This is a genomic window from Mesorhizobium sp. P2_D6, from assembly GCF_056404315.1.
Window position 1 is genome coordinate 443,244 of sequence record NZ_JBFUEG010000005.1, and the last position, 25,990, is coordinate 469,233.

General features: G+C 63.7%; 23 protein-coding genes, 1 tRNA gene and 1 riboswitch. Of the genes, 12 read left to right on the forward strand and 12 right to left on the reverse strand.

Annotated elements, in window-relative coordinates:
* Positions 1-21: 21 nt before the first annotated feature.
* The 5 genes from cobO to AC1D1L_RS14225 all read right to left on the reverse strand — a co-directional run bounded on the left by cobO (position 22) and on the right by AC1D1L_RS14225 (position 3,106).
* The gene (cobO, locus tag AC1D1L_RS14205) at positions 22-636 is read right to left on the reverse strand and encodes a cob(I)yrinic acid a,c-diamide adenosyltransferase (protein ID WP_477342131.1); all 615 of its coding nucleotides are present in this window, start codon (positions 634-636) and stop codon (positions 22-24) included.
* On the reverse strand, positions 636-1,148 hold the full coding sequence (gene cobU / locus AC1D1L_RS14210; RefSeq protein WP_477342133.1) for a bifunctional adenosylcobinamide kinase/adenosylcobinamide-phosphate guanylyltransferase: 513 nt from the start codon (positions 1,146-1,148) through the stop codon (positions 636-638). The genes cobO and cobU overlap by 1 nt, the downstream gene beginning before the upstream one ends.
* Entirely contained in the window at positions 1,141-1,920 is a 780-nt protein-coding gene (locus AC1D1L_RS14215) for a CbtA family protein (protein ID WP_477342135.1), read from the reverse strand. The genes cobU and AC1D1L_RS14215 overlap by 8 nt, the downstream gene beginning before the upstream one ends.
* Positions 1,921-1,935: 15 nt before the next feature.
* On the reverse strand, positions 1,936-2,115 hold the full coding sequence (locus AC1D1L_RS14220; protein ID WP_112565177.1) for a CbtB domain-containing protein: 180 nt from the start codon (positions 2,113-2,115) through the stop codon (positions 1,936-1,938).
* Positions 2,116-2,151: 36 nt separating this feature from the next.
* A riboswitch (cobalamin riboswitch) is annotated at positions 2,152-2,346 on the reverse strand.
* A gap of 67 nt (positions 2,347-2,413) precedes the next feature.
* Positions 2,414-3,106, reverse strand: coding sequence for a gamma-glutamylcyclotransferase (locus AC1D1L_RS14225; protein WP_477342137.1), 693 nt, complete (start codon positions 3,104-3,106; stop codon positions 2,414-2,416).
* Between the two features lie 122 nt (positions 3,107-3,228).
* Here AC1D1L_RS14225 and AC1D1L_RS14230 point away from each other — a divergent pair, with 122 nt between their 5' ends.
* The 3 genes from AC1D1L_RS14230 to AC1D1L_RS14240 all read left to right on the forward strand — a co-directional run bounded on the left by AC1D1L_RS14230 (position 3,229) and on the right by AC1D1L_RS14240 (position 6,152).
* A complete protein-coding gene (locus tag AC1D1L_RS14230) occupies positions 3,229-4,392 on the forward strand; it encodes an aromatic ring-hydroxylating oxygenase subunit alpha (protein WP_477342139.1) in 1,164 nt (387 codons plus the stop codon).
* A gap of 273 nt (positions 4,393-4,665) precedes the next feature.
* Positions 4,666-5,661 (forward strand): heparan-alpha-glucosaminide N-acetyltransferase, encoded by a 996-nt coding sequence (locus tag AC1D1L_RS14235; RefSeq protein WP_477342141.1) that lies wholly within the window; start codon positions 4,666-4,668, stop codon positions 5,659-5,661.
* Positions 5,658-6,152, forward strand: a complete 495-nt coding sequence (locus AC1D1L_RS14240; RefSeq protein ID WP_477342143.1) for a methyltransferase family protein — start codon at positions 5,658-5,660, stop codon at positions 6,150-6,152. Before AC1D1L_RS14235 ends, AC1D1L_RS14240 begins: the two co-directional genes overlap by 4 nt.
* Before the next feature lie 281 nt (positions 6,153-6,433).
* Here AC1D1L_RS14240 and AC1D1L_RS14245 read toward each other — a convergent pair whose 3' ends face one another.
* Together AC1D1L_RS14245 and mgtE are read right to left on the reverse strand one after the other, a co-directional pair.
* Entirely contained in the window at positions 6,434-6,820 is a 387-nt protein-coding gene (locus tag AC1D1L_RS14245) for a MerR family transcriptional regulator (protein ID WP_112565167.1), read from the reverse strand.
* A gap of 158 nt (positions 6,821-6,978) precedes the next feature.
* Complete coding sequence (mgtE, locus tag AC1D1L_RS14250; RefSeq protein ID WP_477342145.1) at positions 6,979-8,397, reverse strand: magnesium transporter; 1,419 nt, start codon at positions 8,395-8,397, stop codon at positions 6,979-6,981.
* A 393-nt stretch (positions 8,398-8,790) separates the two neighbouring features.
* Between mgtE and AC1D1L_RS14255 the strand changes: the two genes are divergently transcribed.
* The 7 genes from AC1D1L_RS14255 (at position 8,791) to AC1D1L_RS14285 (ending at position 17,651) form a co-directional block, all read left to right on the forward strand.
* Positions 8,791-9,456 carry a response regulator transcription factor gene (locus tag AC1D1L_RS14255; protein WP_210388288.1) on the forward strand — a complete coding sequence of 222 codons (666 nt, stop codon included), beginning with the start codon at positions 8,791-8,793 and terminating at the stop codon, positions 9,454-9,456.
* 147 nt (positions 9,457-9,603) lie between these two features.
* Positions 9,604-10,794: an aminotransferase class V-fold PLP-dependent enzyme gene (locus tag AC1D1L_RS14260; protein ID WP_477342147.1), complete on the forward strand. Its 1,191-nt coding sequence runs from the start codon at positions 9,604-9,606 to the stop codon at positions 10,792-10,794.
* Between the two features lie 11 nt (positions 10,795-10,805).
* Complete coding sequence (locus AC1D1L_RS14265; protein WP_477342149.1) at positions 10,806-11,768, forward strand: HpcH/HpaI aldolase/citrate lyase family protein; 963 nt, start codon at positions 10,806-10,808, stop codon at positions 11,766-11,768.
* Between the two features lie 18 nt (positions 11,769-11,786).
* Entirely contained in the window at positions 11,787-12,974 is a 1,188-nt protein-coding gene (locus AC1D1L_RS14270) for a malate--CoA ligase subunit beta (RefSeq protein WP_477342151.1), read from the forward strand.
* A 14-nt stretch (positions 12,975-12,988) separates the two neighbouring features.
* Positions 12,989-13,888, forward strand: a complete 900-nt coding sequence (gene sucD, locus AC1D1L_RS14275) for a succinate--CoA ligase subunit alpha (protein ID WP_477342152.1) — start codon at positions 12,989-12,991, stop codon at positions 13,886-13,888.
* An 87-nt stretch (positions 13,889-13,975) separates the two neighbouring features.
* The gene (locus AC1D1L_RS14280) at positions 13,976-14,944 is read left to right on the forward strand and encodes a 2-hydroxyacid dehydrogenase (RefSeq protein ID WP_477342154.1); all 969 of its coding nucleotides are present in this window, start codon (positions 13,976-13,978) and stop codon (positions 14,942-14,944) included.
* Between the two features lie 37 nt (positions 14,945-14,981).
* The gene (locus AC1D1L_RS14285; protein WP_477342156.1) at positions 14,982-17,651 is read left to right on the forward strand and encodes a phosphoenolpyruvate carboxylase; all 2,670 of its coding nucleotides are present in this window, start codon (positions 14,982-14,984) and stop codon (positions 17,649-17,651) included.
* 93 nt (positions 17,652-17,744) lie between these two features.
* Here AC1D1L_RS14285 and AC1D1L_RS14290 read toward each other — a convergent pair whose 3' ends face one another.
* From AC1D1L_RS14290 to AC1D1L_RS14305, 4 genes are all read right to left on the reverse strand, one after another.
* Positions 17,745-20,183: a GcvT family protein gene (locus AC1D1L_RS14290; RefSeq protein WP_477342159.1), complete on the reverse strand. Its 2,439-nt coding sequence runs from the start codon at positions 20,181-20,183 to the stop codon at positions 17,745-17,747.
* Between the two features lie 192 nt (positions 20,184-20,375).
* Positions 20,376-21,308, reverse strand: coding sequence for a TauD/TfdA dioxygenase family protein (locus tag AC1D1L_RS14295; RefSeq protein ID WP_477342161.1), 933 nt, complete (start codon positions 21,306-21,308; stop codon positions 20,376-20,378).
* A gap of 362 nt (positions 21,309-21,670) precedes the next feature.
* Positions 21,671-22,632 (reverse strand): IS630 family transposase gene (locus AC1D1L_RS14300; protein WP_477342163.1). Its coding sequence is split into 2 segments (ribosomal slippage): positions 21,671-22,293 and positions 22,293-22,632, totalling 963 coding nucleotides; the frame shifts between segments, so codons are not numbered across the junction.
* 214 nt (positions 22,633-22,846) lie between these two features.
* Positions 22,847-22,931, reverse strand: a tRNA-Leu gene (locus AC1D1L_RS14305).
* 234 nt (positions 22,932-23,165) lie between these two features.
* On the opposite strand from AC1D1L_RS14305, the gene lipB reads away from it, so the two are divergent.
* Positions 23,166-23,909 (forward strand): lipoyl(octanoyl) transferase LipB, encoded by a 744-nt coding sequence (gene lipB, locus AC1D1L_RS14310; protein WP_352560147.1) that lies wholly within the window; start codon positions 23,166-23,168, stop codon positions 23,907-23,909.
* Between the two features lie 18 nt (positions 23,910-23,927).
* Here the strand turns inward: lipB and AC1D1L_RS14315 are convergent, their stop codons facing one another.
* Complete coding sequence (locus AC1D1L_RS14315; protein ID WP_477342165.1) at positions 23,928-25,178, reverse strand: site-2 protease family protein; 1,251 nt, start codon at positions 25,176-25,178, stop codon at positions 23,928-23,930.
* Positions 25,179-25,768: 590 nt separating this feature from the next.
* Here AC1D1L_RS14315 and AC1D1L_RS14320 point away from each other — a divergent pair.
* Positions 25,769-25,990 (forward strand): hypothetical protein (locus AC1D1L_RS14320; protein WP_477339718.1); only part of this gene is annotated, 222 nt, incomplete at its 3' end.

The following is a 25,990-nucleotide window of genomic DNA, read 5'->3' on the forward strand; positions in this document are numbered from 1 at the left end:
ACAAGGGGAGGGTAACCCGGCTCAAAACTCAATCCCTTGCTGCGCTTTCACGCCCGCAGAAAAATGGTGCTTGGTCACGCCCATCTCGGTGACAAGATCCGCTGCCTCGACCAACGCCGGCTTGGCGTTGCGGCCGGTGACGACGACATGCAGGCCTTCGCGCCGCGCCTTTAGGGCCGCCACGACCTTGTCGAGATCGAGATAGTCGTAGCGCAGCGCGATGTTCAGTTCGTCCAGCACGACAAGGCTGATGGACGGATCGGCGATCAACTCCAGCGCCTTGGCCCAGGCTGCCTCGGCCGCCGCAATGTCGCGCTTCAGGTCCTGCGTTTCCCAGGTGAACCCCTCGCCCATCGTGTGCCAGATGACACGGTCGCCGAAAGCGGCGAAAGCATTCTTTTCGCCGGTGTGCCATTTGCCCTTGATGAACTGGACGACGCCGACCCGCTTGCCATAGCCGAGCATGCGCAACGCCAGGCCGAAGGCCGCCGTGGTCTTGCCCTTGCCGGGTCCGGTGTTGACGATGAGCAGTCCCTTCTCGACCGTCTTTTCGGCAACCTCGGCGTCCTGCACCGCCTTGCGCTTGGCCATTTTGGCACGGTGGCGTTCCTCGTCTTTTGCGTCGATGTCGGTCATTATTTCACCTTGAGCGGCAGCCCGGCCACCATCAATAGCACCGTATCGGCAATTGCCGCGACGTGCTGGTTGAGTCGCCCGGCAGCGTCGCGGAACCGGCGTGCCAGCGCATTGTCGGGCACGATGCCTTGCCCGACTTCGTTGGAGACCACGAACCACGGTCCGCGCGGCTGCGAAAGCACATCGGCGAGCCGCTGGCATTCCACCGCGAGATCATGGTCGGCCAGCATATGATTGGTCAGCCACAGCGTCAGGCAATCGACAAGCACCGGCTGGTTGTCGGGCAAGGCCTCGAGCGCGCCGGCGAGATCGAGCGGCGCATCGACGGTTGCCCAGCCCTCGCCGCGCCGCGACCTGTGTTGCGCGATGCGCTCACGCATCTCATCGTCATAGGCTTCAGCGGTGGCGATATAGACCCATGGCGGCGGTAGCGCCGTCGCCAGAGTTTCGGCATGCGCGCTCTTGCCGGAGCGCGCACCGCCGATGATGAAGGTCAAACTGCGATCAGGCAAAGCTGTCGCGCAGGCTGGTCGCCGTACCGGTGAAGCGTCCGCGCACCACACCGACAACCGCGCCGAGCACCAGCCAGAACACCAGATTGGTCACCGTCACCGCCACCACGAACTGGTGGTGCAGGCCTTCGGGGATCGGCGTCTCGAAGCTGTCCGGCTGCGGCGCGCCGACAATATGCGGCGCCACGATCAAGGCCACGGCCAGGATCGCCAGCGGCAGCGATTTGCGGAAGGCGATCAGGCCGAGACCGGCCGCGGTCGCCGCCACCGTTGCCCACCACCAGATCTGGCGCTGGGTGAGGTCGGCCGCCGGCATCGCCGGCAGTTCCGGCGGCAGGCCGAGGCCCGGCGCGAGCGTGAACACGGCAAAGCCGGCCAGACCCCAGAACACGCCCTGGCGCCAGTTGCCGATGCCGCCGGCGAATTCGGAAACCGCCACCAGGACCAGCGCGAAACCGATGCCGGTGACGATATTGGCCAGCACGCTGAAGGCGAAGCGTTCGAAGCCGTCGGCCGGCGCCCAGCCTTCGTCCTCCGCCGGCGCGGCTGCTTCAGCCGGTGCCGGTGCTGCGCTGCTCATGGCATTGGTGTCCTCAGCGTTGGCGGCGGGCGCCGCGGCATGCTCATGTTGATGGCCGCCGCCGGCCTGTTCGTAGACTTCCGCCTTCAGGATGAGCGGCACGGTTGCATAGGCCTGCATGCAGGCGAGAACGACGCCGGCCACGAGCCCGGCGATCGCCGCGACGAACACGACGTTGCGAAACAGATTCATGATGTCAGATCCTCGTCAGTGGCAGGGAAACGCCATCGAATGGCGATAGTCGTGCGCGGCATTGTGGACCGCATCGATATGCGAGAAGCCGACAACGCCGATGACGAAAATGCCCAGAAACGCGCTAAGCACGAGCTGCATGAAGCGCGACTGCGAGGAGACGGAAGCGCCGAGGGAGACGGAAGCGGTATTCATATCTTGTCCTTTCGCCCTCCACCCGAGGGCATCGAAGTCAGTTCCCTGTCGCCGGCAGGTCTCCTGGCTCGCGGATCAGCGCCCTTCCCCACCTTCCCGAAGAAAAATCCTCAGTGGCTTGGAGAGGACTACCGCACACAGTTGCGGGGGCAGCCACGGCATTGGGCAACAAGTCAGCCCTCACCGCATTCCCTCTTGGTCCCTAACGGAACCGACGACATGCGTGACTATAGGCTGAAACAGCCGCATCCGGCAAACCAAATTCCGCCGGCCAACAGCGCGAATGCGCCATGCGGCGTTACGGGTTCAAGGCGGTGATCCGCTCGGCAACCAGCCGCTGCAGCCGCCACAGATGGCGGTCGTGAATGCCGCGCTCCTCCAGATTCTTCACCGTGTTGTAGAGATAGTCGGCGCCCGACCCCCAGTGCCCGCAGGATGTGGCCAACCGCTCGACGACCTTCGCCTCGTCGAGCGGACCTGAATAGGTCAGGCCGTTGCGGTTGATGACGAAAGCCAGCGCCCTGAGCGGACCGGCCTCGCTTGCAAGCTTCAGCATGCGCGGCCGGTAGCTTGTCGGCTTCAGCGTGACTTCGCGCCGGAACAGCCGGCCCAGTTGGTGGCGTCGGTTGTCGTCGGCTAGCCGAAAGGCAACGCCTTTGCACTGGCCACCGCTGTCGAGCGCCATCATCAGGCCGGGGCTTTCCTTGGTGCCCCGCCAGCGCGTCATGTTCATGCAAAAGGAACGGTGCCAGCCGCGCGCCAGCGCAACACGCTCCTCGACATAATCGATTTCCGGTTTCCAGATCAGCGAGCCATAGCCGAAAAGCCACAGCGGTTCGGTGTCCGGAAGCTCGGCCTGCAATTCATCCAGCAGCGAATCATAGTCGCTGTCATCCAGATGCATCGAGTCTGGATCCGGCCCGGGGTCCCTGATCTCGCGCCAGCAACGCGCGACCAGCTCCGGCGTAAGCGACATCTGTCGTGCGGCCACGTTCCGAATCCCCCATATCCACGACATGATTATGCGCCGCGCCCCAAACCGGCAATGCGGCACCCTGATTGACAAACGATTTGCCGAGGTGTCGGCTGGTGTATCCCCAGAGGAAGCCAGCCATGCAACCCAATCCGAGCCAGCGCGATCCCTATAATGGCCTGACCCGGCTGGAGCCGACGCTGCCGTCTTCGGCCTATTGGGACGCCGGCGCATACCAGAGCGATCTCGACGCCATCTGGTACAAAAACTGGCTGCTCGTCTGCCGCGAGGCTGACCTTGCCCAGCCTTTGGCGTTCAGGACATTTCGTGTCGGCACGCAGGAAATCGTCGTGCTGCGCGACGACACCGGCGAACTGCGCGCCTTCCACAACACTTGCCGGCATCGCGGCTCGCAGCTTTGCCAGGAGAGCGAGGGCCGGCTGAAGGCGCGGCTCATCACCTGCCCCTACCACGCCTGGTCCTATTCGCTGCGCGGCGATCTGGTGCGCGTTCCCTCGAAATCGCTGCCCGACGGTTTCGACAAGGCCGATCATCCGCTCTACCGCGTGGCGCTCTCGGTCTGGCGCGGCTTTGTCTTCGTCAACCTGGAGGAGGACGCGGCCGGCTCGGCGCAGGCATCCTTCGATCCGGCTTCCGGCAACCTCGGCAACTGGCCGCTGGAAACGCTGGTATCAGGCCATGTCCTGCGCAAGGTGATGAACTGCAACTGGAAGATCTTTTGGGAAAACTTCAACGAGTGCCTGCACTGCCCTGGCGTCCACAAGGACCTGTCGCGGCTGGTGCCGATCTACGGCCGCGGTCTGATGAGCCGGCACGACGACCCCGACTGGGTTCGCCATGCCGACAATGACGCGCCGGAGTTTTCCGGCGGCTTGCGCGCCGGCGCCGAGACCTGGTCGCGCGACGGCCAGACGCATGGTCCCATATTCACCGGCCTAACGCTGGCCGAGCGTGCAGCCGGCCAGACCTATGCCACCAGCCTGCCATCGATGTTCATCGTCGGCCATGTCGATTATGTCCGCACCGTGCGCCTGACACCGCTCGACCCCGAGCAGACCGAACTCACCGCCGAGTGGCTGTTCGCGCACGAGGCGCTGGCTCAGACTGACATCGACAATGTCGTCGCCTTCGGCACCCAGGTGCTCGAGGAGGATGCGGCGATTTGCGAGATCAACCAGAAAGGTCTGCGCTCGATGCGCCACCAGGCCGGTGTGCTGATGCCCGAGGAGTACGACCTGCACCGCTTCCACAACTGGGTGCGCGAGCGGCATGCGGCGCTCTGATCAAGCGACTTCGGCAGATAGCGCCAGGTGACGAAGCCGCAGGCCGCGGCCAGCAGGCCGAGCGTGACGAAAACCGAGCCTAGGCCGAAAAACGCCAGCACCACCGAATAGACCAGTGGCGGCAAAAAGCGAATTCGGCCAAAGCCTTTCCGGCTCCGGCCTAAAGCGCCGCCTCATGCAGCCGCGACGCGAGCGATGCCAGCGCGGCCGGCCTTCTTTTGTCCGGTGCAACCGTGATAGTCGTCTTCAGGGGCTGAATCAGATTACGAGACCATGAGCATCCATACCGCACCTGTTCCGGATCAACCGAAGCGCATCGTCGCCATCGACGTCATGCGCGGCATCGCGCTGATCGCCATGGCCAGCTACCACTTCACCTGGGATCTCGAAAATTTCCACTACACCGATCCCGGCCTTACCGCCGTCGGCTGGTGGAAGATCTATGCGCGCTGCATCGCTTCGACCTTCCTGTTCCTGGTCGGCGTCAGCCTGTTTCTCGCCCATGGCAGGCAGGTCCGCTGGAACGGTTTCTGGAAGCGCTTTGCCATGGTCGCGGTGGCGGCGGCCGCCATATCGGCGGTCACCTATTTCTTGACGCCGGACAGCTTCATCTTCTTCGGCATCCTGCACGAGATCGCGCTGGCCAGCCTGCTCGGCCTTCTGCTCCTGCGGCTGCCGGCGCTGCTGACGATGGTCGTGGCGGCGGTGGTGATCGCAGCGCCCCTCTATCTCCGATCCGAAGCCTTCGATCATCCGGTGTTATGGTGGGTCGGCCTGTCGGCAATCAACCCGCGCTCCAACGACTATGTGCCGCTATTTCCCTGGTTCGGCGCCGTGCTTGTCGGTATCGCTACGGCAAAACTAGCCTCCACCACCGGCGTTCTGGCGCGGCTGGCGACGCTGACGCCTGGAAGCTGGGCCAAGCCGTTCACCTTCATCGGCCGCCACAGCCTGGCGTTCTACCTGATCCACCAGCCGCTGCTGTTCGGCTGTGTCTGGCTGTTCTCGCAAATCTCGCCGGCGCCGGTCGAGACAAGGGAAGTGGTCTTCCTCAAGGAATGCCAGGTATCCTGCGAACAGCAGCGCGACACGGAGTTCTGCGCCAGCTATTGTGTGTGCATGCTGGACACGCTGCAAGGCGAGGCAGCATTCGACCGGCTCTACAATGGCGACCAGACCCCGGAGTTCAAGGCGCATCTGAGCGACCTTGCCGGCATCTGCACCGCCAAGACGAAGGAGAGCCCGATGACGCAGGGAGGGCAACAATGACCGACAAGCTGCCGGCAAAAGCTGGGCCATCGAAATCAGGGCTGATTCCATGGCCGCCACTGATCTACTGCGCCGCCATCGCCATCAGCGTCGTGCTCGGCCTCTTCTATCCCCTGCCCTGGATCGGCGACCTCCTCGGCGACCTCCTGTTCGCGGCCGGCTTTGTGGTGCTGTTTGCCGTCGCCGCGCTCTGGTTCACCGCCATCCGCGCCATGATGCGCGCCAGGACCACGATGAATCCCAATGGCGTGCCGGAGCATCTGGTGACGTCAGGCCCGTTCGGCGTCACCCGCAACCCGATGTATCTCGCCAACACGCTGATGCTCATCGGCGTCGCCTTCGTTTCAGGGATCGTATGGTTCCTGCCGCTGGCCCTGATCGCAGCCTTCGCCACCCAAAAGGTCGCGATCGAAAAAGAGGAGAAGGTACTGGCCGCCAAATTCGGCAAGAAGTACCGCGACTACGCCAAACGGGTTCGGCGCTGGATCTGAGACGGAGCGGCTCTCGGACCAAAGGCGATCGCTCGAGTTCGGATTGATAATTCAGCGAACGTTAGCGCTGCCCCTCATTGTCCTGCCGGACATTTCTCCCCGTATAGTGACGGGGAGAAAGGGCCCTTTGGCTGAAGGTTTCGCCAATTGTCTGCGTTGCAGAAAGCGCCGGCGCCTCGTTCAGCCCCTCCCCGTCACTATACGGGGAGAAGGTCCCGGCAGGGGGATGAGGGGCAGCACCGACCTTCGGAAGTTTGAACCAATAGCCTGCGCAGCGACCCTCAGGTATTAACCCCCAGCTCCACCAACCGCTCGACACAAGACTCCTCCGCCTGGTCGAGTTCCGCCAGCGTCTCCTCAAGGTCGCGCCGCTTCTGGCGCAAATCCTCGCGCTTTTCCTCGATGCGCTTGATCATCAGGTTGAGTTGACCGACCTCGCCGGGCGGCTCCTTGTACATCTGGATGATTTCGCGGATCTCGTTGATCGAGAAGCCGAGCCGTTTTCCGCGCATGATCTGGCGGATCAGATGCCGGTCCGAAGGGCGAAACAGCCTGGTGCGGCCGCGCCGCACCGGTTGCACCAGCCCCTCATCCTCGTAAAAGCGCAGTGTGCGCGTCGACACATCGAATTCGCGCGTCAGCTCGGTGATCGTATAATATTCCCGCATCATTGCTCCAAATGCCGGAACATGAGTCAGCGGCCGCCTGCGCGGCACCTCCCCCAATTCCGATCAACCCGCTCCATACCGGACTCGGCAGGAAGCCCCGACGCAGCGTCGCACGGCATTTACGTAAAAGTCAATTGACAGCACCATGCCCTGTTTCGTCAGGGGACGGCGAACCACCAGGTGGCGAGCCCCAGAAACGCAAAGAAGCCGACGACGTCGGTGACCGTGGTGACGAAGACCGCCGACGCCACCGCCGGGTCGATCTTGAACCGGTCGAGCAGCAGCGGGATCAGGATGCCGGCAAGGGCTGCCACGAACATGTTGATGATCATAGCAGCCGCAATGATGCCGCCCAGATTGGGATCGCGGAACCACGCCGCCGCGACGATGCCGATCAGCACAGCGAAAATGATGCCGTTGATGGAGCCCACGCCCATCTCGCGGCGGATGATGCGGCCGGCATTGTAGATGTCGAGGTCCTTCGTCGCCAGCGCCCGCACCGTGACGGTCATGGTCTGCGACCCCGCATTGCCGCCCATGCCGGCTACGATCGGCATCAGCACGGCCAGCGCCACGATATGCTCGATGGTGCGGTCGAACAGGCCGATCACCGACGCTGCCAGGAACGCCGTCAACAAATTGACCAGCAGCCAGGGAACGCGCGAGCGCGAGGTCGACAGAATGCTGTCGGACAGCTCTTCGTCGCCGACGCCGCCCATGCGCAGCAGATCTTCTTCCGCCTCCTGCTGGATGACGTCGACGACGTCGTCGATGGTCAGCACGCCGACCAGCCGCTCGTTCTCGTCGACGACGGCGGCGGAGAGCAGATCGTATTGCTCGAATTCCCGCGCCGCCTCTTCCTGGTCCATGGTGGCCGGAATGGCATGCCTGGTCTCATGCATGACCTCCCCGACCTTGGTCGCGCGCTTGGTGCGCAGGATCTGGTCGAGGTCGATGGCGCCGAGCAGCTTGAAGCTCGGATCGATGACGAAGATCTGGCTGAAGCGCTCGGGCAAGTTCTTGTCTTCGCGCATGTAGTCGATGGTCTGGCCGATGGTCCAGAACGGCGGTACCGCGACGAACTCGGTCTGCATGCGGCGACCGGCTGTCTCTTCAGGATAGTCGAGCGAACGGCGCAGCCTGATCCGCTCTGTGAACGGCAGTTGCGACAGGATCTCGTCCTGGTCTTCCTTCTCGAGGTCTTCGAGAATGTAGACCGCGTCGTCGGAATCGAGGTCCTGCATGCCCTGGGCAATTTGCTCATTGGGCATATTGTCGACGATATCGCGGCGGATCGCCTCGTCGACCTCGGTCAGCGCCGAAAAGTCGAAATCGGCGCCGAGCAGTTCGACCAAAGCGCGGCGCTGTTCGGGATGCAGCGCTTCGAGCAGGTCGCCGAGTTCCGACTGGTGCAGGTCGTCGACTTCGCGCTTCAGCGTCAGCGTGTCGCGATCGGCGATGGCGGCGCCGATCTGGGCCAGGAACGACGACAGAACGACGCCGTCCTCGTCATAGATGTCGGCGTGGGCTTCGTCAGCGGCTTTGGCGCCGCTCGTTTGTTCGTCCTGGCTTTCCACCAGCGCCTCCCGCCATCATCCCTTGGGAAAAGGTGTCCGTCAGGTCTAGACCATGATCTTGAAAACTGGAAACCGGTTTTGGGTCCGGCGCTCGAACAAAAGTAGATAGGGCCGCAACACGATTCGACAACGCAAGCTGTCGCTCTAACGCACGGGAATTTCAAGCGAAATGCCCGCTTGGCCGTCGGCGCCGGTTTGCGCCGATGCGATGGTGTCACCAGGCGCCAAGCCGGTGCATTTCATCAAAACAGGATGCGTTCCGGCTTAAGGCAGCGCGACAGCGCATGTCGCTGGGGAAAGAGCACCCCCGCACGGTTGGGGCAGAATTGTCATGATGCAGGTCCAGGCAATGGCCGGACCCGCCCAGGCCACAACCAGAACAGCCGGAAGCCCTTGAAGATCAGGTCACAGACAGTGAAGGCAATCGAGGAACGGCGCGTGCGCGTGGTCGTCGCCGAACGCAATCCGCTCGTGATATCGGCGCTGCGCGAAATGCTGGACTGCGACGGGCGGTTCGAGCTCCTGGCCTGCGTGCAAAGCGGCAGGCATTTCCTCGAACTGGCAGCGGAAGGCGAATTCGACGTCGCCGTCATCGGCTGGAAGCTCGCCGATATGGACGGCGCCGATGTGCTGGCCGAGGTTCACAGCCGCAAGCTCGGCGTGCGCATCGCGGTGTTCTCCAACGACCATGACATCGGCATTCTGAAGCAGTGCGTGCGGCTCGGTGCCCAGGGCTACTGCTTCCAGTTCGACGATCCGTCGATCATCTTCGAGACTATCCTGGCGGTCGCGCATGGGCGCATCTGCATCCCCTATATCGACATCAACAAGGTCAACGACACGCCCTTGTCGCAGCTCACCGTGCGCGAGCGCGAGCTGCTGGCGGTGCTGTCCGACGGCTGGACCAATTTGCAGATCGCAACGCGGACGGGGATTTCCGAGAACACGGTGAAATACCACCTCAAGAATCTCTACGACAAGCTCGACGTCCGCAACCGGGCGATGGCCGTCGCACTTTATGCGCGCGAGAGGCGTACCCAGAAGCAGCCTTTCGGGTAGGGCAAGCGACAGGCCGCGGGTAGGCCAACCGGGTAGGCCGCCCCCACCCGCACGCGGCAAGATGTTACCCGGCAAGGTGTTGTTGCCTTTAGCCGCCGAAACGAAACTCCCCATCACCGCTTTGCTGGATCAGGAGGAGTTCGCATCATGGCCGGTTTCACCCATCTTTTCATTCCCGGACCGACCAACATTCCCGAACAGGTCCGGCAGGCGATGAACCTGCCGATGGAGGACATGCGCGCCGCATCCTTCCCCGATCTCACCTTGCCGCTGTTCGAAGACATCAAGAAGGTGTTCAAGAACGAGACCGGCCGCGTCTTCATCTACCCCTCCTCCGGCACCGGCGCCTGGGAAGCGGCGATGACCAATGTGCTCAGCCCCGGCGATCGCGTGCTGATGTCGCGCTTCGGCCAGTTCTCGCATCTGTGGGTCGACATGGCCGAACGCCTCGGCTTCGAGGTCGATGTCATCGACTGCGAATGGGGAACCGGCGTTCCGCTGGAGCTCTATGCCGAGCGGCTGAAGGACGACAAGGCGCACCGCATCAAGGCGGTCTTCTGCACCCAGAACGAGACGGCGACCGGCGTGACCAGCGACGTCGCCGGCTGCCGTGCCGCGCTCGACGACGCCAACCACCCTGCCCTGCTCTTTGTCGACGGCGTCTCGTCGATCGGCTCGATCGATTTCCGCCAGGAAGAATGGGGCGTCGACTGCGCCGTCAGCGGCTCGCAGAAAGGTTTCATGCTGCCCGCCGGCCTCGGCTTCCTCTCCGTCAGCCAGAAGGCGCTGGCGGCGTCGCGGACAGCCACCCACAGGCGTTGCTTCTTCTCCTTCGAAGACATGATCCGCGTCAACGACACGGGCTATTTTCCTTATACGCCGGCTACACAGCTGCTGCGCGGCCTGCGCGCCTCGCTCGACCTGATCGCCGAGGAAGGGTTGGAGAACATCTTCGCCCGTCACCATCGCCTCGCCGAAGGCGTGCGCAAGGCGGTCGATGCCTGGGGCCTGAAACTCTGCGCCAAGGCGCCGAAATGGCACTCCGATACGGTCAGCGCCATCCTGGTTCCCGAAGGCATCGACAGCGGCGATGTGGTCAAGCGGGCCTACCAGAAGTACCAGACGTCGCTTGGTGGCGGCCTCAACAAGGTGATGGGCAAGGTCTTCCGCATCGGCCATCTCGGCTGGCTGAACGAAGTGATGGTGCTCTCCTCGCTGTCGGCAGCCGAAATGGCGCTGCTGGACTGCGGCGTCAGGCTGGCGCCCGGCTCCGGTGTCGGCGCCGCCATCCAGTATTTCCGCACCTCGGCCGCCGTGCCGGTCGCCGAAGCCGCCTGAGGGAGCGCACGATGAGCCACACCATCAACCATCTGAAGAAGCTCCGGCTGCAGCGCAGCGAGCTGGCGGTTCCCGGCTCCAGCCCGGAGATGATCGACAAGGCGGCCAACAGCGCCGCCGACTTCATCTTCCTCGACATCGAGGACGCGGTCGCGCCGCCCGACAAGGAGCGCGCCCGCAAGAACATCATCCAGGCGCTGAACGACATCGACTGGCGCGCCAAGGGCAAGACCGTTTCGGTGCGCATCAACGGCCTCGACACCCACTACATGTATCGCGACGTCGTCGACGTCATGGAGCAGGCCGGCGACCGACTGGATACGATTTTGGTGCCGAAGGTCGGCGTGCCGGCAGACCTCTATATGGTCGAGGCCATGGTCAACCAGATCGAGATAGCCAAGGGTTACAAGACCCGCGTCGGCCTCGAAGCGCTGATCGAGACCGCGCTCGGAATGGCCAATGTCGAGGCCATTGCCGCGACGCCCGGCCGGCTGGAAGCCATGCATTTCGGCGTCGCCGACTATGCCGCAAGCTGCAAGGCGCGCACCGTCAACATTGGCGGGCTCAACCCCGACTATCCCGGCGACCAGTGGCATTTTGCGCTGTCGCGCATGACCGTCGCCTGCCGCGCCTACGGCCTGCGCGCCATCGACGGACCATTCGGCGACTTCTCCGATCCGGAAGGCTATGTCGCCGGCGCCAGGCGCGCTGCGGCCCTCGGCATCGAAGGCAAATGGGCAATCCACCCTTCGCAGATCGCGCTCGCCAACGATGTCTTTTCGCCGCCTGAAAAAGAGGTCACGCGCGCCAGGCGCATCCTCGAAGTGCTGAAGGAGGCGGAGGCGCAGGGCAAGGGAGCGGCAGCGCTGGACGGCAAGATGATCGACGCCGCGTCGGAACGCATGGCGCGCAATGTTCTGGTGGTCAACGAAGCCATCGAACGCGCCCGCCAAGCGCGCGTCGCCACGCACTGACTGTTTTGGGAGGAACAAATGGACATTCACGAATATCAGGCCAAGGAACTGCTGGCGCGCCATGGCGTGCATGTGCCGCGCGGCGGGCTGGCCTACAGCCCTGAGCAGGCGACTTACCGGGCGCGCGAGATCGGCGGGGCCAAATGGGTGCTGAAGGCGCAGGTGCATTCCGGCGCGCGCGGCAAGGCCGGCGGCATCAAGCTCTGCGCCAATGACGAGGAAATCTCCAACGCCGCCGAGGCCATGCTCGGCCGCAAGCTGGTGACCCAGCAGACCGGCCCGCGCGGCAAGCTGATTTCGCGCCTCTACCTCGAGGAAGCCGTCGATATCGCGCAGGAGCTCTATGTCGGCTTCGTCCTCGACCGCAAGGAAGAGCGCGTCATGATCGTGGCCTCGGCCGCCGGCGGCATGGAGATCGAGGACATCGTCGAAAAGGCGCCCAATTCCATCCTGCGCACCTCCGTCGATCCCGGCGTCGGCATGCAGCGTTTTCAGGCACGCGAAATCGCCTTCGGGCTCGGCCTCGACCACAATCTGATCGGCAAGGCGACCGAAACCATCTTCAGTTGCTACCAGGTGTTCCGCGACTACGACGCCTCGATGCTGGAGATCAATCCGCTGGTGGTGACCCGCGACGGCAATCTGATCGCGCTCGACGCAAAAATGTCGTTCGACGAGAACGCGCTGTTCCGGCGGCCGGAAATCTCCGAGCTGCGCGACAAGAGCCAGGAAGACCCGCGCGAAACCTTCGCCAGCGACCGCGGCCTCTCCTATGTCGGCCTCGACGGCAATATAGGCTGCATCATCAATGGCGCCGGTCTCGCCATGGCCACCATGGACATGATCAAGATCGCCGGCGGGGAGCCGGCTAACTTCCTCGACATCGGTGGCGGCGCCTCGCCCGAGCGGGTGGCAAAATCCTTCCGCGCCGTGCTCGGCGACAAGAATGTCGAGACCATCCTGGTCAACATCTTCGCCGGCATCAACCGCTGCGACTGGGTCGCCGAGGGCGTCATCAAGGCGATCCGCGAGGTCGGCGTCAACGTGCCGCTGGTGGTCAGGCTTTCCGGCACCAGGGCCGAGGAAGGACGCCGCATCCTGGCCGATTCCGGCGAGGCGGTGATCGTTGCCGACACGCTGGCCGAAGCCGCCGAAAAAGCCGTCGCCGCATGGCGCGCGGCCGCAAAGAAGAAAAAAGCAGCCTGAGGGAGGTCGATAAAATGGCAATTCTGCTCAACCGCAGCACGCGCGTCATCGTGCAAGGGTTTACCGGCAAGATCGGCAGTTTTCATGCCGACGACATGAAGCGCTACGGCACCAAGCTGGTCGGCGGCGTCACCCCCGGCAAGGGCGGCCAGAAGCATCTTGGCCTGCCCGTCTTCAACACGGTCAAGGGCGCGGTGCGCGAAACCCGCGCCGAGGCAAGCATCGTCTTCGTGCCGCCGCCCTTTGCCGCCGATTCGATCATGGAAGCGGCCGACGCCGGCATAAAACTTTGCGTCTGCATCACCGACGGCATCCCTTCGCAGGACATGATGCAGGTCAAGCGCTACATGATGCGTTACCGCTTTGAGGACCGCATGCGGCTGATCGGCCCGAACTGCGCCGGCGTGATTACGCCCGGACAGGCGCTGATGGGCATCATGCCCGGCTCGATCTACCTCCCCGGCCGCGTCGGCATTGTCGGCCGCTCGGGCACGCTCGGTTACGAGGCGGCGTCACAGATGAAGTCGCTCGGTATCGGCGTGTCGACCAGCGTCGGCATCGGCGGCGATCCGATCAACGGCTCGTCGTTCAAGGACATGCTGAAACTGTTCGAACAGGATGACGACACCGACGCCGTTGTCATGATCGGCGAGATCGGCGGACCGCAGGAAGCCGAAGCCGCGATCTGGGCGCGCGACAATATGAGGAAGCCCCTCATCGCCTACATCGCCGGCCTCTCCGCTCCGAAAGGCCGCCGCATGGGCCATGCCGGCGCCATCATCTCGGCCTTCGGCGAGTCGGCGCAGGAGAAGGTCGAGATCCTGAAGGAAGCCGGCGTCACCATCGTGCCGACGCCGTCGTCCTTTGGTGAGGTGGTGGCCGACACGCTGTTGCGGATGAAGAAGGCGGCGTGAGGCCGCCGGGCGAAGCTCGCATAAAGCAATGTGACGTTGAAGGTTGGCGCCAGGCATCGCCAACCCTTTCGATGGGCAGGATATCCGATGAAACCGCGTTTGATTGTCACCCGCAAATGGCCGGCGCCCGTCGAAGCGATCCTCGCCGAACGCTTCGACACGACGTTCAACACCAGCGATACGCCATTGAGCCCGGCCGCGATGACGTCCGCCTTCGCCGATTATGACGCGATCCTGGCGACGGTCAGCGACCGCTTGCCTGACGCGGTGTTCCCCGGCAGCGCTGCCCGCACCCGGATCATCGCCAATTTCGGCGTCGGCTTCAGCCATATCGATGTCGAGGCCGCCCGCAACCGCTCCATCGTGGTGACCAACACGCCGGGCGTGCTGACCGATTGCACCGCCGACCTGGCGCTCAGCCTGATATTGGCTGTCGCGCGCCGGACCGGTGAAGGCGAGCGCCAGTTGCGGGCTGGAGAATGGCGCGGCTGGTCGCCGACGCACATGGCCGGCGCGAAAGTGTCGGGCAAAACCCTTGGCATTGTCGGCATGGGCCGCATCGGCAAGGCAACCGCCAGGCGCGCCCATTTCGGCTTCGGCATGAAGATCGTGTTCTTCAATCGCTCAGCTGTCGACGATGAGGAGACGCGCGCCATGGGCGCGGTCCAGATGCAGACTATGGAAGGGCTGCTCACGGCATCCGACTTCGTGTCGCTGCACTGTCCGGGCGGCGCGGAAAACCGCCATCTCATCGATGCCCGCAGCCTGCGCCTGATGAAACCTGGCGCGTTCCTGATCAATACGGCGCGCGGCGATGTCGTCGACCAGGATGCCCTGATCGGCGCACTGGAAAGGCGTGAGATCGCCGGCGCCGGCCTCGACGTCTTTGCCGAGGAGCCGGCCGTTCCGGAAGCGCTCAAGCGGTTGGAAAACGTCGTGCTCTTGCCGCATCTCGGCAGCGCGACCGAGGAAACGCGCGTGGCGATGGGTATGAAGGTGGTGGAGAACCTGACCGCCTTCTTCGAGGGTCGCCCGGTCCCCAACCGGGTTGCTTGAAAGCCGGGCGCAGCCCTCGGCCCGGGAGGAAAGCGTTTTGGAACAGAGCAAACCCATCAAGTTTCGCGAGGACGAGCGCAGCCTGCTGTTGCGGCTGCTGCTCAAGGTCGCCAGCGCGCGTGAGCCCGAGATCGCCGCCGTTTTGAGCGGGCGCAGGTCGCTTGTCTCGCTTGCCCCGGAACAGCGCATCCCGGCATTGCAGGCAAGCGGCGTCTGGTTCCAGTTGCTGGCGATCGCCGATGAATTGCTGGCCATGCGCACGCGCCGCGAGCTCGAACAGGGCGCGGGCGCCGACGACGTGCCGGGCTCCTTCGCCAGCGTGATCGCGCAGATGGCGGCGAACGGTCGCTCGGCAGCGGACGTGCAGGCCGCGCTCAATGAACTCTGCGTCGGCCCGACCATGACCGCGCACCCAACGGAGGCCAAACGCGTCACGGTTCTGGAGATCCACCGCCGCATCTACCGCAAGCTGACCGAGCTCGACCAGCCGCGCTGGGCCCCGCGCGAACGCGATCTGTTGGTCGCCGATCTTGAAAGCGAGATCGAGCTTCTGTGGATGACGGGCGAGCTCAGGCTGGAGCGCCCAACGGTCGAACGCGAAATCGCCTGGGGCCTGCATTTCTTCCGTGAAGTCATTTTCGAGGCGACGCCGCAGCTCTACGGCAAGCTGCAGGACGCCTTCCAGCGTCACTATCCCGGAGAGCCGGTCAGGATCCCCTCCTTCATGCGCTATGCCTCGTGGATCGGCGGCGATCGCGACGGCAATCCGAACGTGACCGCCGCCATGACCGCCAATGCCCTGGCCGAATACCGGAACACCGCCATTGGCTGGTACCTGACGCAAATGCAGCGGTTGGTGACGGTGCTCAGCGCCAGTTCAAACGTCGTCGACCTTCCGGCCAGCTTCGCGCCGATTCTGCAAAGGGCACTCGACAAGAGCGGACAGGGGCACGACATCGCCGCCCGCAACCCTGACGAGCCGCTTCGCCAGTTCGCCTCGGCCGTGTTGGCCCGGCTTGTGGCCACGCGCGACGGCGGGGTCGCCGCCTACCCCTCGGCGGAGGCGTTTGGTGCTGATCTCCGCGGTCTGGCTTCTGTCCTCGAAGCGATCGGAGGGCGCGCGGTCGCCCGGCGTTTCGTCCAGCCGCTGCTGTGGCAGGTCGCAAGCTTCGGCTTCCGGACGGTCTCGCTCGACATCCGGCAGAACTCCACGGTCGTCAACCGGGTGCTGGCCGAGCTTTTTGCCCTGGAAGACCCGGTCATGCCAGGCACGCCGCAATGGTCGGCGCGCATCCGCGCAGCCCTTGGCCAAAGCGAGCGGCTGGAGATCGACGCGGACCGGCTGTCGCCCGAGGCAAGGGAACTGCTTGCGACATTCTCGGTCATCGCGAACCAGATCGCCGGCGCCGATAGCCATGCGGTGGGCTGTTTCATCCTCAGCATGACCCGCTCGATTGACGATCTGCTCGCGGTCTATCTCCTGGCGCAATATTGCGGTCTCTCGACCGCGCCCGGCAGTGACGGCACGATCAGGCTGCGGATCGTGCCCTTGTTCGAAACCATCGCCGATCTGCAGGCAGCCCCCGGCATCCTGAACGGATTTTTCGAAATTGCCCTGGTGCGGCGCACGGTGCGGGATTTCGGCGCGCGCCAGGAAATCATGCTCGGCTATTCGGATTCCAACAAGGACGGCGGTTTCCTCGCCTCCAATTGGGAACTGGCCAAGGCGCAAAAGCGGCTCGCTGCCGTCGGCCGCAAGCACAAGGTCAGAATCAGCTTCTTTCACGGCCGTGGCGGCTCCGTCAGCCGTGGCGGCGCGCCGACCGGCCGGGCGATCGCGGCACAACCGGCAGGTACGGTCACTGGGTCCATGCGGGTGACGGAACAGGGCGAGGTCGTATCGTCGAAATTCGCCAATCGCGGCACCGGCCTCAACCAGCTCGAAATCCTCGCCGCTGCCGTTCTGGCTCACAGTGCCGGAGCGCCGGGCGACGCCGAAACCAGGCAGACACCCGAGTTCGACGAAGCGCTGGAAGCGCTGGCCGGCATGTCGCAGGCTTCCTATGCCAGACTGATGGCGGAGCCCGGCTTCCTCGACTATTTCAACCAGGCGAGCCCGGTCGCGGAACTGGGGCTCCTGAAAATGGGCTCACGGCCGGAGCGCCGTTTCGGCGCCAACGGCATTGCCGACCTGCGCGCCATTCCCTGGGTGTTCGCCTGGAGCCAGAACCGTCATCTGCTGACCGGCTGGTATGGCATCGGCAGTGCGCTGAGTTCCTTCGTCACGGTGCGCGGCGATGCCGGGCGAGACCTTCTGGCGCGCATGTTCGAACATTCGCGCTTCTTCCGTCTGATCGTCGACGAGGCGGAGAAGACGCTCTACCAGTCCGACATGGAGATCGCGCGGCTCTATGCCGGCCTGGTGTCCGACAGCGATGCGTCGCAACGGATTTACACCCGCATTCTCGCCGAATACGAGTTGACCCGACGCCTGATCCGCGACCTCACCGGAGGCGACCTCTCGGTGCGCTTTCCGATGTTCAAGCGGCGCTTCGACAGCCTGCGGCGCCAGATGGACGACATTCACCGGCTGCAGGTCGATCTGCTGCGTGAAGTGCGATCAGGCGCGGCGGATCAAAAGCGGTCGACCGACGCCCTGCTCGTCTCGATCAATTGCATCTCGGCTGGCCTTGGGTGGACGGGATAGGCCCGGTTTGAGCCGAGCTACCGACGTCATCGTCCGAGACTGACCGACCACGCGGCGCGGACGAGCGGCCTGAACGACTGTGCTCTGGGTCCCTCACATACGCCCGCGCGCGCCGTCCGGATCATAGGGAGAGTCGGCGATTACCCGTGCCGGGCGCCGCTCGCCAAGAATTGAAACCTCCAACCCTGTCCCGGGCGTGCCAAGCTCCAGCGGCAGCAGCGCCAACGCTATGTCGTGGCCAAACGTGTAGGAGTAGCCCGCTGACGTGACGCGACCAACAAGGCTGCCGTCGCGATAGACGCCCTCATAGGCAAAGGCGCTCGCCCCATCCGTGTCGATCGACAGCGTGACGATCCGGCGTGCGGCGCCCTGCTCTTGCTTCGCGGCCAGAGCGGCGCGGCCAATGAAGTCTCCCTTGTCGAGCCTCACGAAGCGGTCGAGACCGCTCGCCCAGGCCGACAGTTCGAGGTTCATGTCGCGGTACATGGCGCGAAAAGACTTGTCGAGACGCAGCGATTCCAGCGCCTGCAGCCCGACCAGCCTGAGCCCGTGCGCCTCACCTGAGGCCAGAAGTGCATCCAGCAAATGCCGCTGGTAGCAGAGCGGATGATAGAGCTCCCAGCCGAGCTCGCCCGAATAGTTGACGCGCATCAATCGCACGTCGCTGGCGAGGGCGACGGTCGCCGACTGCACGCTGAACCAGGGGAAAGCCTCGTTCGACAGATCGATCTCCGTCAGCGGCTGCAGGACGTCGCGCGCCTTGGGCCCGACCACGGTGAAGCTGCCGCGATCGTTGGTGACATTGCACAATTGCACGCTGCCGTCCTTCGGCAGCAGCCGGTTGAGGTCGTCGTAGTTCCAGCGCTCGGCGCGCGGCGTCGAGACGAGGTAGAACAGGTCGCTCCGTAGCCGCGCCACGACATACTCGGCCTGCACACCACCGGCCGGCGTGAGATGGTGGGCGAGCGCGATGCGGCCGGGGCGCGGCAAGCGATTGGCGAGTATCCCGTCGAGCCAGCGCTCGGCACCCGGGCCGCCGACCTCGAACTTCGTCATCGGCGTCATTTCGACCAGGCCGACGGCTTGCCGGACAGCCTGGACCTCCTCGCCGACATAGGTGCCCTTGGCGGTCCAGCGCCAGCTATAGGAATTGCGGGCCTCGACGCCCGAAGGTGCGAACCAGCTCGGCATTTCCCAGCCGTTCAGCACATCCCACACAGCACCGAGCTGGCTGAGGCGATCGTAGGACGGAGCTGTTTTCTGCGGTCGTGCGGCCGGCATGTCCTGGCCCGGATAGTGCTGTGTTGCATGGGTGCCCCAGGCTTCCCGAACCTTCTCCCGGGTCCAGTTCTTGTTGGCATGGTCGCCGAAGCGCCGCGGATCCAGTTCTGCGGTGTCGATGCTGTTGCCGCCTTCGACAATCCGCTCGGAAAGGTAATGGCCGATCGTTCCGCCCCACAGGATGCCGCCCGGAACGCCTTCGGCGAGCCAGACATTCTGGAGCCCCCAGGCCGGCCCCATCAACGGCAGCTCATCGGCCGTCATCTGGAACGGTCCGCGTACATTTCTCTTGATGCCGGTGCGCCCGAGCGCGGGCACGAGTTCCGTCGCCCGTTCCCAGTTCCAGGACACGGCGTCGAAATCCTCATCGAGCAGGTCGGCGCCGAACCATTCCGGCACGCCGTTCTCGGCGAACAGCTTGAGCTGTTCGGTGCGCTCGTAGGGGCCGAACAGCAGCCCGTCCCCTTCTTCACGCAGGTAGCCCTCGTAACCCTCGTCCCTCAGGATCGGCATTTCCGGAAGACCCTGCCGCTTGCGCTCCACCACTTCGGGCACCGCGTCGGTGATCCAGTACTGATGCACGATCGGAATTGCCGGAATGTCGAGGCCCAGCATGGCGCCGGTCTGGCGTGCATAATTGCCGGTGGCGAGGATTACGTGTTCGCAGACCATGTCGCCGCGGGAGGTTCTGACCTTCCACTCGCCGCCCGGCATCCGCTCGAACCCTGTCACTTCGGTGCCAAGATGGATCTTCGCGCCGAGGTCGCGTGCGCCCTTGGCCATGGCCTGGGTCACGTCGGCGGGCGCGATGTGACCGTCATCGGGGTGATAGAGAGCGCCCAGCATGCCGCTATTGTTGAGCAGCGGCCAGATTTCTCGCGCCTCGGCGGGCGATACGATCCGCGCCCTAATGCCCTGAACCTCGGCGACGTCGATATAGCTGCGGTATTCGTCGAGCCTGTCGCGCGTGTTGGCGATGCGCAGTTGGCCGCATTTGTGCCAGCCGACCTTCTGACCGGTTTCAGCTTCGAGGCCCTCATAGATCTCAATGGATTTGGCGATCATCCGGCCGATGTTGAGACTGCGGGCGTAGGAGGGTATCAGCCCCGCCGCATGCCATGTCGAACCGGCAGTGAGCTGCGTCCGCTCGAGCAACGCGACATCGCTCCAGCCGCGCTTCGCCAAGCCGTAAAGAATACCTGCGCCGACACAGCCGCCACCGACGACCACCGCACGAAAATTACCCAACATACGTGATGCCCCTGGATGAAATTGTCATGGGCACTATAGGTAAGCGCGACACCGTCGGTCACGCCATTTGCGACGCCGACGTGGCGGTTGGTATCCTTCCTTCGGTGGGTAGTGGCCGAGACACTATCGTGGATGAAGAAGGCCGCCCCGAGCAGCGGCCTCCGAGTTCGACCGCCTCAGGCGGCCCGGACTTCAGGCGGCCTTGTCGGTCGCGGGCTTCGCAACCTTGGTGCGGGTGGCGCTGCGGCGGCCGTCGACGCTGACCGGAACGTCGCCGTCGACTGTGGCGCGACGCACGACCCGGTGTTGATCGCCATAGTCGTTGACTGCGTAGTGCTGGGTGGCCCGGTTGTCCCAGATCGCCACATCGCCGGCTTTCCAGCGCCAGCGGACGGTGTTCTCCGGCGCGGTGACATAGGACTGGAACACCTGGTAGAGCCGCGCTGAATCGCTCTTGGAAAGACCGACCAGCCTTTGCACGAAATTGCCGAGCAGCAACGAGCGTTCGCCTGTTTCGGGATGGACGCGGACAACGGGATGCTCGGTCTCGTAGACCGTCGAGGTGAAGACCTCCTCAAAATGCTTCTTTTCCGCGGCGCTCGCGCGCGGCCGCACGGCGGCATAATCGTAGACGTTGCTGTGAACCGCCCAGAGATTGTCCGCGAGCAGCTTCAACGGCTCGGGCAGGTCCTGGTAGGCCGCGGCGGTGTTCGACCAGATGGTGTCGCCGCCGATGGGCGGTATGACGACGCCGCGAAGAACGGAGAATTTCGGATAGGCGTCAACGAAGGTGACGTCGGTGTGCCATTGGTCGGCGCGACCGCCGCCACAGCTCGAATCGAGCTCGAGAATGGACGCCGTTCCCTTGACGGGACCCTGGGTCGGATGCGGAACAAGGTCGCCGAGACGATGCGCGAAGCGCTCCTGCTCGGCATCGTCGAGATGCGCCTGATTGCGGAAGAACACCACCTTGTGCCGCAACAGGATCTGGTTGATCGCCGCGACCGTCTGCTGCGGCAGGTCGCCGGAAAGCCGTATGTTCCTGATCTCTGCGCCGACTCGTCCCGTAAGCGGGACTACGTCGGCTTCCGGGATGATCTGCTCTACTGGGGCAAGTTTGGGCATGAAAAACCTCTATCCTCTGGAACCGCGGGCTGCTGGCAATGCTCCGCCGTCACCGGCCGCAATGCGATCGGCGGAACACCCCCTTCACAGGGAGCTGTCTTGCTTGCTTACGAAAGCGCTGATCGCAACTCAGGAGGCGAAGGCCGCCAGGACTTAGCGAGCACTACCGAGATCCCATTCAAAACGTAATTCTACAAATTCCATAGAAAAAGTGTTTCAAAGTTCGGCAACGCGGGGAAAAATGACTTCTGCCCGACCTCGTTCTCCGGGATGTCAACGGCGAGGAGCATGTTGGCAACGACAGATGCTAATCTTGCGAACGTTGCTGGGGAAGGCTGCGGGCAAGGCTTCGCTGTGCTCGCCTAGAGCGGGATGAATTTAGGTTGGGCATATGCGGCCTCGATGAAGTAATTTTGGCATTCGTTTGAAGAGACAATTTTGAGGATTTGGCCGATGGCGTCACAGACGGTCTCGACCGTCCGCTTGGCAGCCTTGCGCAGCCAGTGCTTGAGCTTGGCGAAGAGCTTCTCGATGGGGTTGAGGTCGGGCGAATATTTCGGCAGGAGGAACAGCTTGGCGCCGGCCGAGCGGATGGCGCGGCGCACGGCCTTGCCCTTGTGCGAGCCGAGATTGTCCATGACGACGATGTCGCCGGGTTCGAGGGTTGGGACGAGAACCTTGTCGACATAGAGCTGGAAACGCTCGCCGTTGATCGGTCCGTCGATGAGCCATGGTGCATCGACACGGTCATGGCGCAACGCTGCCAGGAAGGTCATGGTCTTCCAGTGGCCGTGCGGCACCTTGGCTTTGATCCTCTCGCCGCGCGGCGCCCATCCTCTGAGCGGCGCCATGTTGGTTTTGGCCCATGTCTCGTCAATGAACACCAGGCGGGAAGGATCGATACGGTCCTGATACTTTGCCCACTGTGCCCGCCGGCGCGCCACATCGGGGCGATCCTGCTCAGCCGCGATCAGCGTCTTTTTTTGTGACTGAGCTTCTCGGCGTGGACGAACTCCCACACCGAGCGGTAGTCGACCGCAAGGCCGCGCTCGGCCAGCTCGATCACAAGACCGCGTAGCGTAAAATCCGCGGCCCGGCAGCGCACCAGCAGCCACTCCCGATGCTCACCGGCAATCTTCTTCGGCCTGTGCCCACCCATCTTGCCGGGCGCTAGACTGTTCGTTTCGCGCAACCGGCTCACCCATCTGATGACGGTGCTGATACCAACCCCATAGCGCGCCGAGGCTTGCCGTCGTGACAGCCCATCCCGCTCAACCGATGCAACAACCCGTTCGCGAAGATCCATCGAGTAAGGTTTGCCCATCCATGCTGACCTCCTTGCCCAGCAAGAAGGTTGAATCAGATTTGCACGCCTGAGGGAATCCCACGCCGATTCACCCTCAATTCATCCCGCTCTATCGCACTGCCGAGCCCAAAAGGGCGCGCAACAGCGACCGACGACTGCCGCCAGCAGCAGGACGTCGCAACCTGATCATATTTGGATTTAGGCGATTCCGATCGCGATGGATCGGGATGTTTGGTGCGGTCGAGAAGACTCGAACTTCCACGGGTTGCCCCACAGCGACCTCAACGCTGCGCGTCTACCAATTCCGCCACGACCGCCCGTGGTAGGAGCCGGAACGAACCGGCTCGCGGCGTGTAGCAAATCGTTTCCGGCGAAACAAGGGCGCGGCGCGCAATAATCGCCGGGAATTGGCATAACGGTCGGGAAGGCCGAAGTGCGTGGCGAACTGGACGTTTTAGGCAATTGCCGCCATATGAAAGGGCAAATGCATTCCGCCCCAGGCCTGAAGCGGTTTTGGAAGCCGGCGTGCATTAAGCGAAAAACGAAAAGCCATGACAGAACGCAGCCAGATCGCCACGTCGTTCCTGCCCTTGCCCGGCTCAGCACCGGTCGAATGGCGCATCGAGCCCGGCCTGACCGGCTACACCGATGCGCTGGCCCTGATGGAAGCCCGTGCCGAGGCGATCCGCACCGGTGCCGCCGCCGAGCTGGTCTGGCTGGTCGAGCACCCGCCGCTTTACACCGCCGGCACCAGCGCCCGTATCGAAGACCTGATCGACCCCGACCGTTTCCCGGTCTTCGCGGCCGGACGCGGCGGCGAATACACCTATCATGGGCCGGGCCAGCGGGTCGCCTATGTGATGCTTGACCTGAAGCGCCGGCGCGAGGACGTGCGCGCCTTCGTCGCCGCGCTCGAACAATGGATCATCGGCACGCTTGCAGCCTTCAACGTGCGCGGCGAACGCCGCGAGGACCGCGTCGGCGTCTGGGTGGTGCGGCCCGATCGTCCCTCCCTGCCCGACGGCTCGCCGGCCGAGGACAAGATCGCGGCCATCGGCATCCGGTTGCGGCGCTGGGTGAGCTTTCACGGCATCGCTGTCAATGTCGAGCCGGATCTCGGCCATTTCAGCGGCATCGTGCCCTGCGGCGTGCCGGACCACGGCGTCACCAGCCTTGTCGATCTCGGCCTGCCCGTGACCATGGCCGATTTCGACCTGGCGCTGAAATCCGCCTTCGAGGATGTTTTTGGGGCAGCCGAGGCAATTTCTGCCGAACCAGCGCGCAAGGCCGGCTGAAACCGCTCGATCAAACGCTCAAAGTAGCTTCGCCGAGGCCCACAGCAGGCCGTAACCATGAATGGCGAAGACGGCCAATAGCGCGCCAGCCATGGCGAAACGGTCGAAGGTGCGGATCGGCTTCAGTTCGTGGCGCGGCTTTACCCCGCTGCCCACGGTCAGCAGGCTGAGAATGGCAAAGACCGCGCCTGCCACCAGCAGAAAGCCTTGGGAAAAACCAGCGAACCAGCCCACCGCCAGCAAAGCCGAAAGCAAAGAGAACGAAGCCAGCGCCAGCGCGATCGGGCCTGGGCAGATCTGGCGCAGCACCTGGCCGCCGTCGAATTTCCACACCGGCACCAGATTGGCGATGTTGAACAGCGCGGCAAAGCCGGCGAGCGTCGCCAGAAGGGCGGCGGCCAGCCGATGCCCCTCGCTAGACGCGAAGCTGCTGGTGATGATCAGCAGCGGCACCAGGAAAGCGGAAAAGCCGGCGCCCATCAGCGCCACGAAGGCGACCTCGAAGCGGCTGTCATAGGGCCGGCCGCCAATGGCGATGCCACCGAGCAGCGGGATGAAGATCATCCGCGCCTTGCGATGACCGGTCAGCCGGAAGGCCGCCATATGACCGAGTTCGTGCAGGGCGACCACCGAGGTCAGGATCGCGGCCAGCGCAAAGCCACCGGGATTGAGCCCGAAGAACGGCCACAGGATGAAGGCCGACAGAATGGCAAAGCCGACCTGGCTCAGCGGATGCTCGAACCAGCCGCCCTTGCGATACTGTCCGGTCCTCGCCCAGATCTGCAGCTTGCCAAGCTCGCGGCGCATGGCGAAGTAACGGAACACCAGGAAGGCGACGCCGCGATAGCGGTCGGTCTGGCTGAGCGTCACGCGCGTGGCAGCACCTTCCGAAACGAGTTCGGTGGTCTCGTAAAAATCCTTCCAGAACGAAGCGTCGAGCGCGGTATCCTCGATGACGCGCATCGAAAACCGACTGCCTTCGACGACGTCTTCGAAGCGCGATCTGCGCTCGATCGGCTGGCCGTCGCGGCCTTCCCAGGACATCATGATGCGGGTCGTACCCTGCCCGTCCATCGGCTCTGCCGACAGGATCTCGCCGGACCAGCCGGCATCGCTGCCGAGCGGCCACAGCGCCTGCCAGAGGCGCTGCCGGTCCATGGCAACCACGCGGCTGAGCCTCACCGTACGCAAACCGAGCGGCGCGGTCATCAAAAGGAAAATCAGTCCGAGATTGCCGGCCACGAGAAGGGCCGTGATGATCGGCGACACTTAGGCGTTTGCTCCCTGTCTTGACAGGGCACCCTAGCGTCATGGCGGCAAGAAAGGCTTAACAACACAACGCCCTCCTGCCCGCCTCAAAACACTGCGGCGAACCGCAGACTGATCACATGGCACCGATCCAGACGGCCATGGAAACGAGAAACGCACTCATGCACACCAACGAAACGACGTCCTGAACAAGATCGCTCATAACTCTCTCCTGTTGTTGCTATGTTCGTATTTTGTTCTAATTTTGTTCGAATGTCAACGATCGGAAAGCGGCATGCCGACGAATCCTGACAGCCGGTTTGGGCAGGGTTAAGGAAAGGTTAGCAGACGCGATGCCCCGTCTTCCGGCGCTGACGCAGGGCATGTCGAGACTCAGGTCAGGCCGAGTCGAGAATGGTGGATTCCGAGAACCGGAGCGGAGCGTACTTTTGGTACGTGAGCACCGGCCTACGCCGGCCGTAGCCTTAACTGCCACGACCTCTCAAGAGTGCTTCGGCCGGCGAAGGCCGGAAGCACAGGAAGCCGCCTTTCGCAGGCCGGCCTCACCTGAGTATCGATGTGCCCTAACAGGCTGTTGAAGAAGTCCATTTGTGAGCGACGAAGTCTGCTTCGTCGCCGCCATGAAAGCAGATTTGTCCGTTGATAGAGCCGTCTGGTTGGATTTCAGCCCATCCATTGCCCTGGGCTTCGTCCATTTCGTCATTGCCTTGCCAGGAGAAGGCGACATTGTTGCCGTCACCCGAGCCGAAGATCTGGCCGGTGACGCATCCGAAGGCGAATTCGCCGGAGCCATCGTCCGCGAACTCAATGTA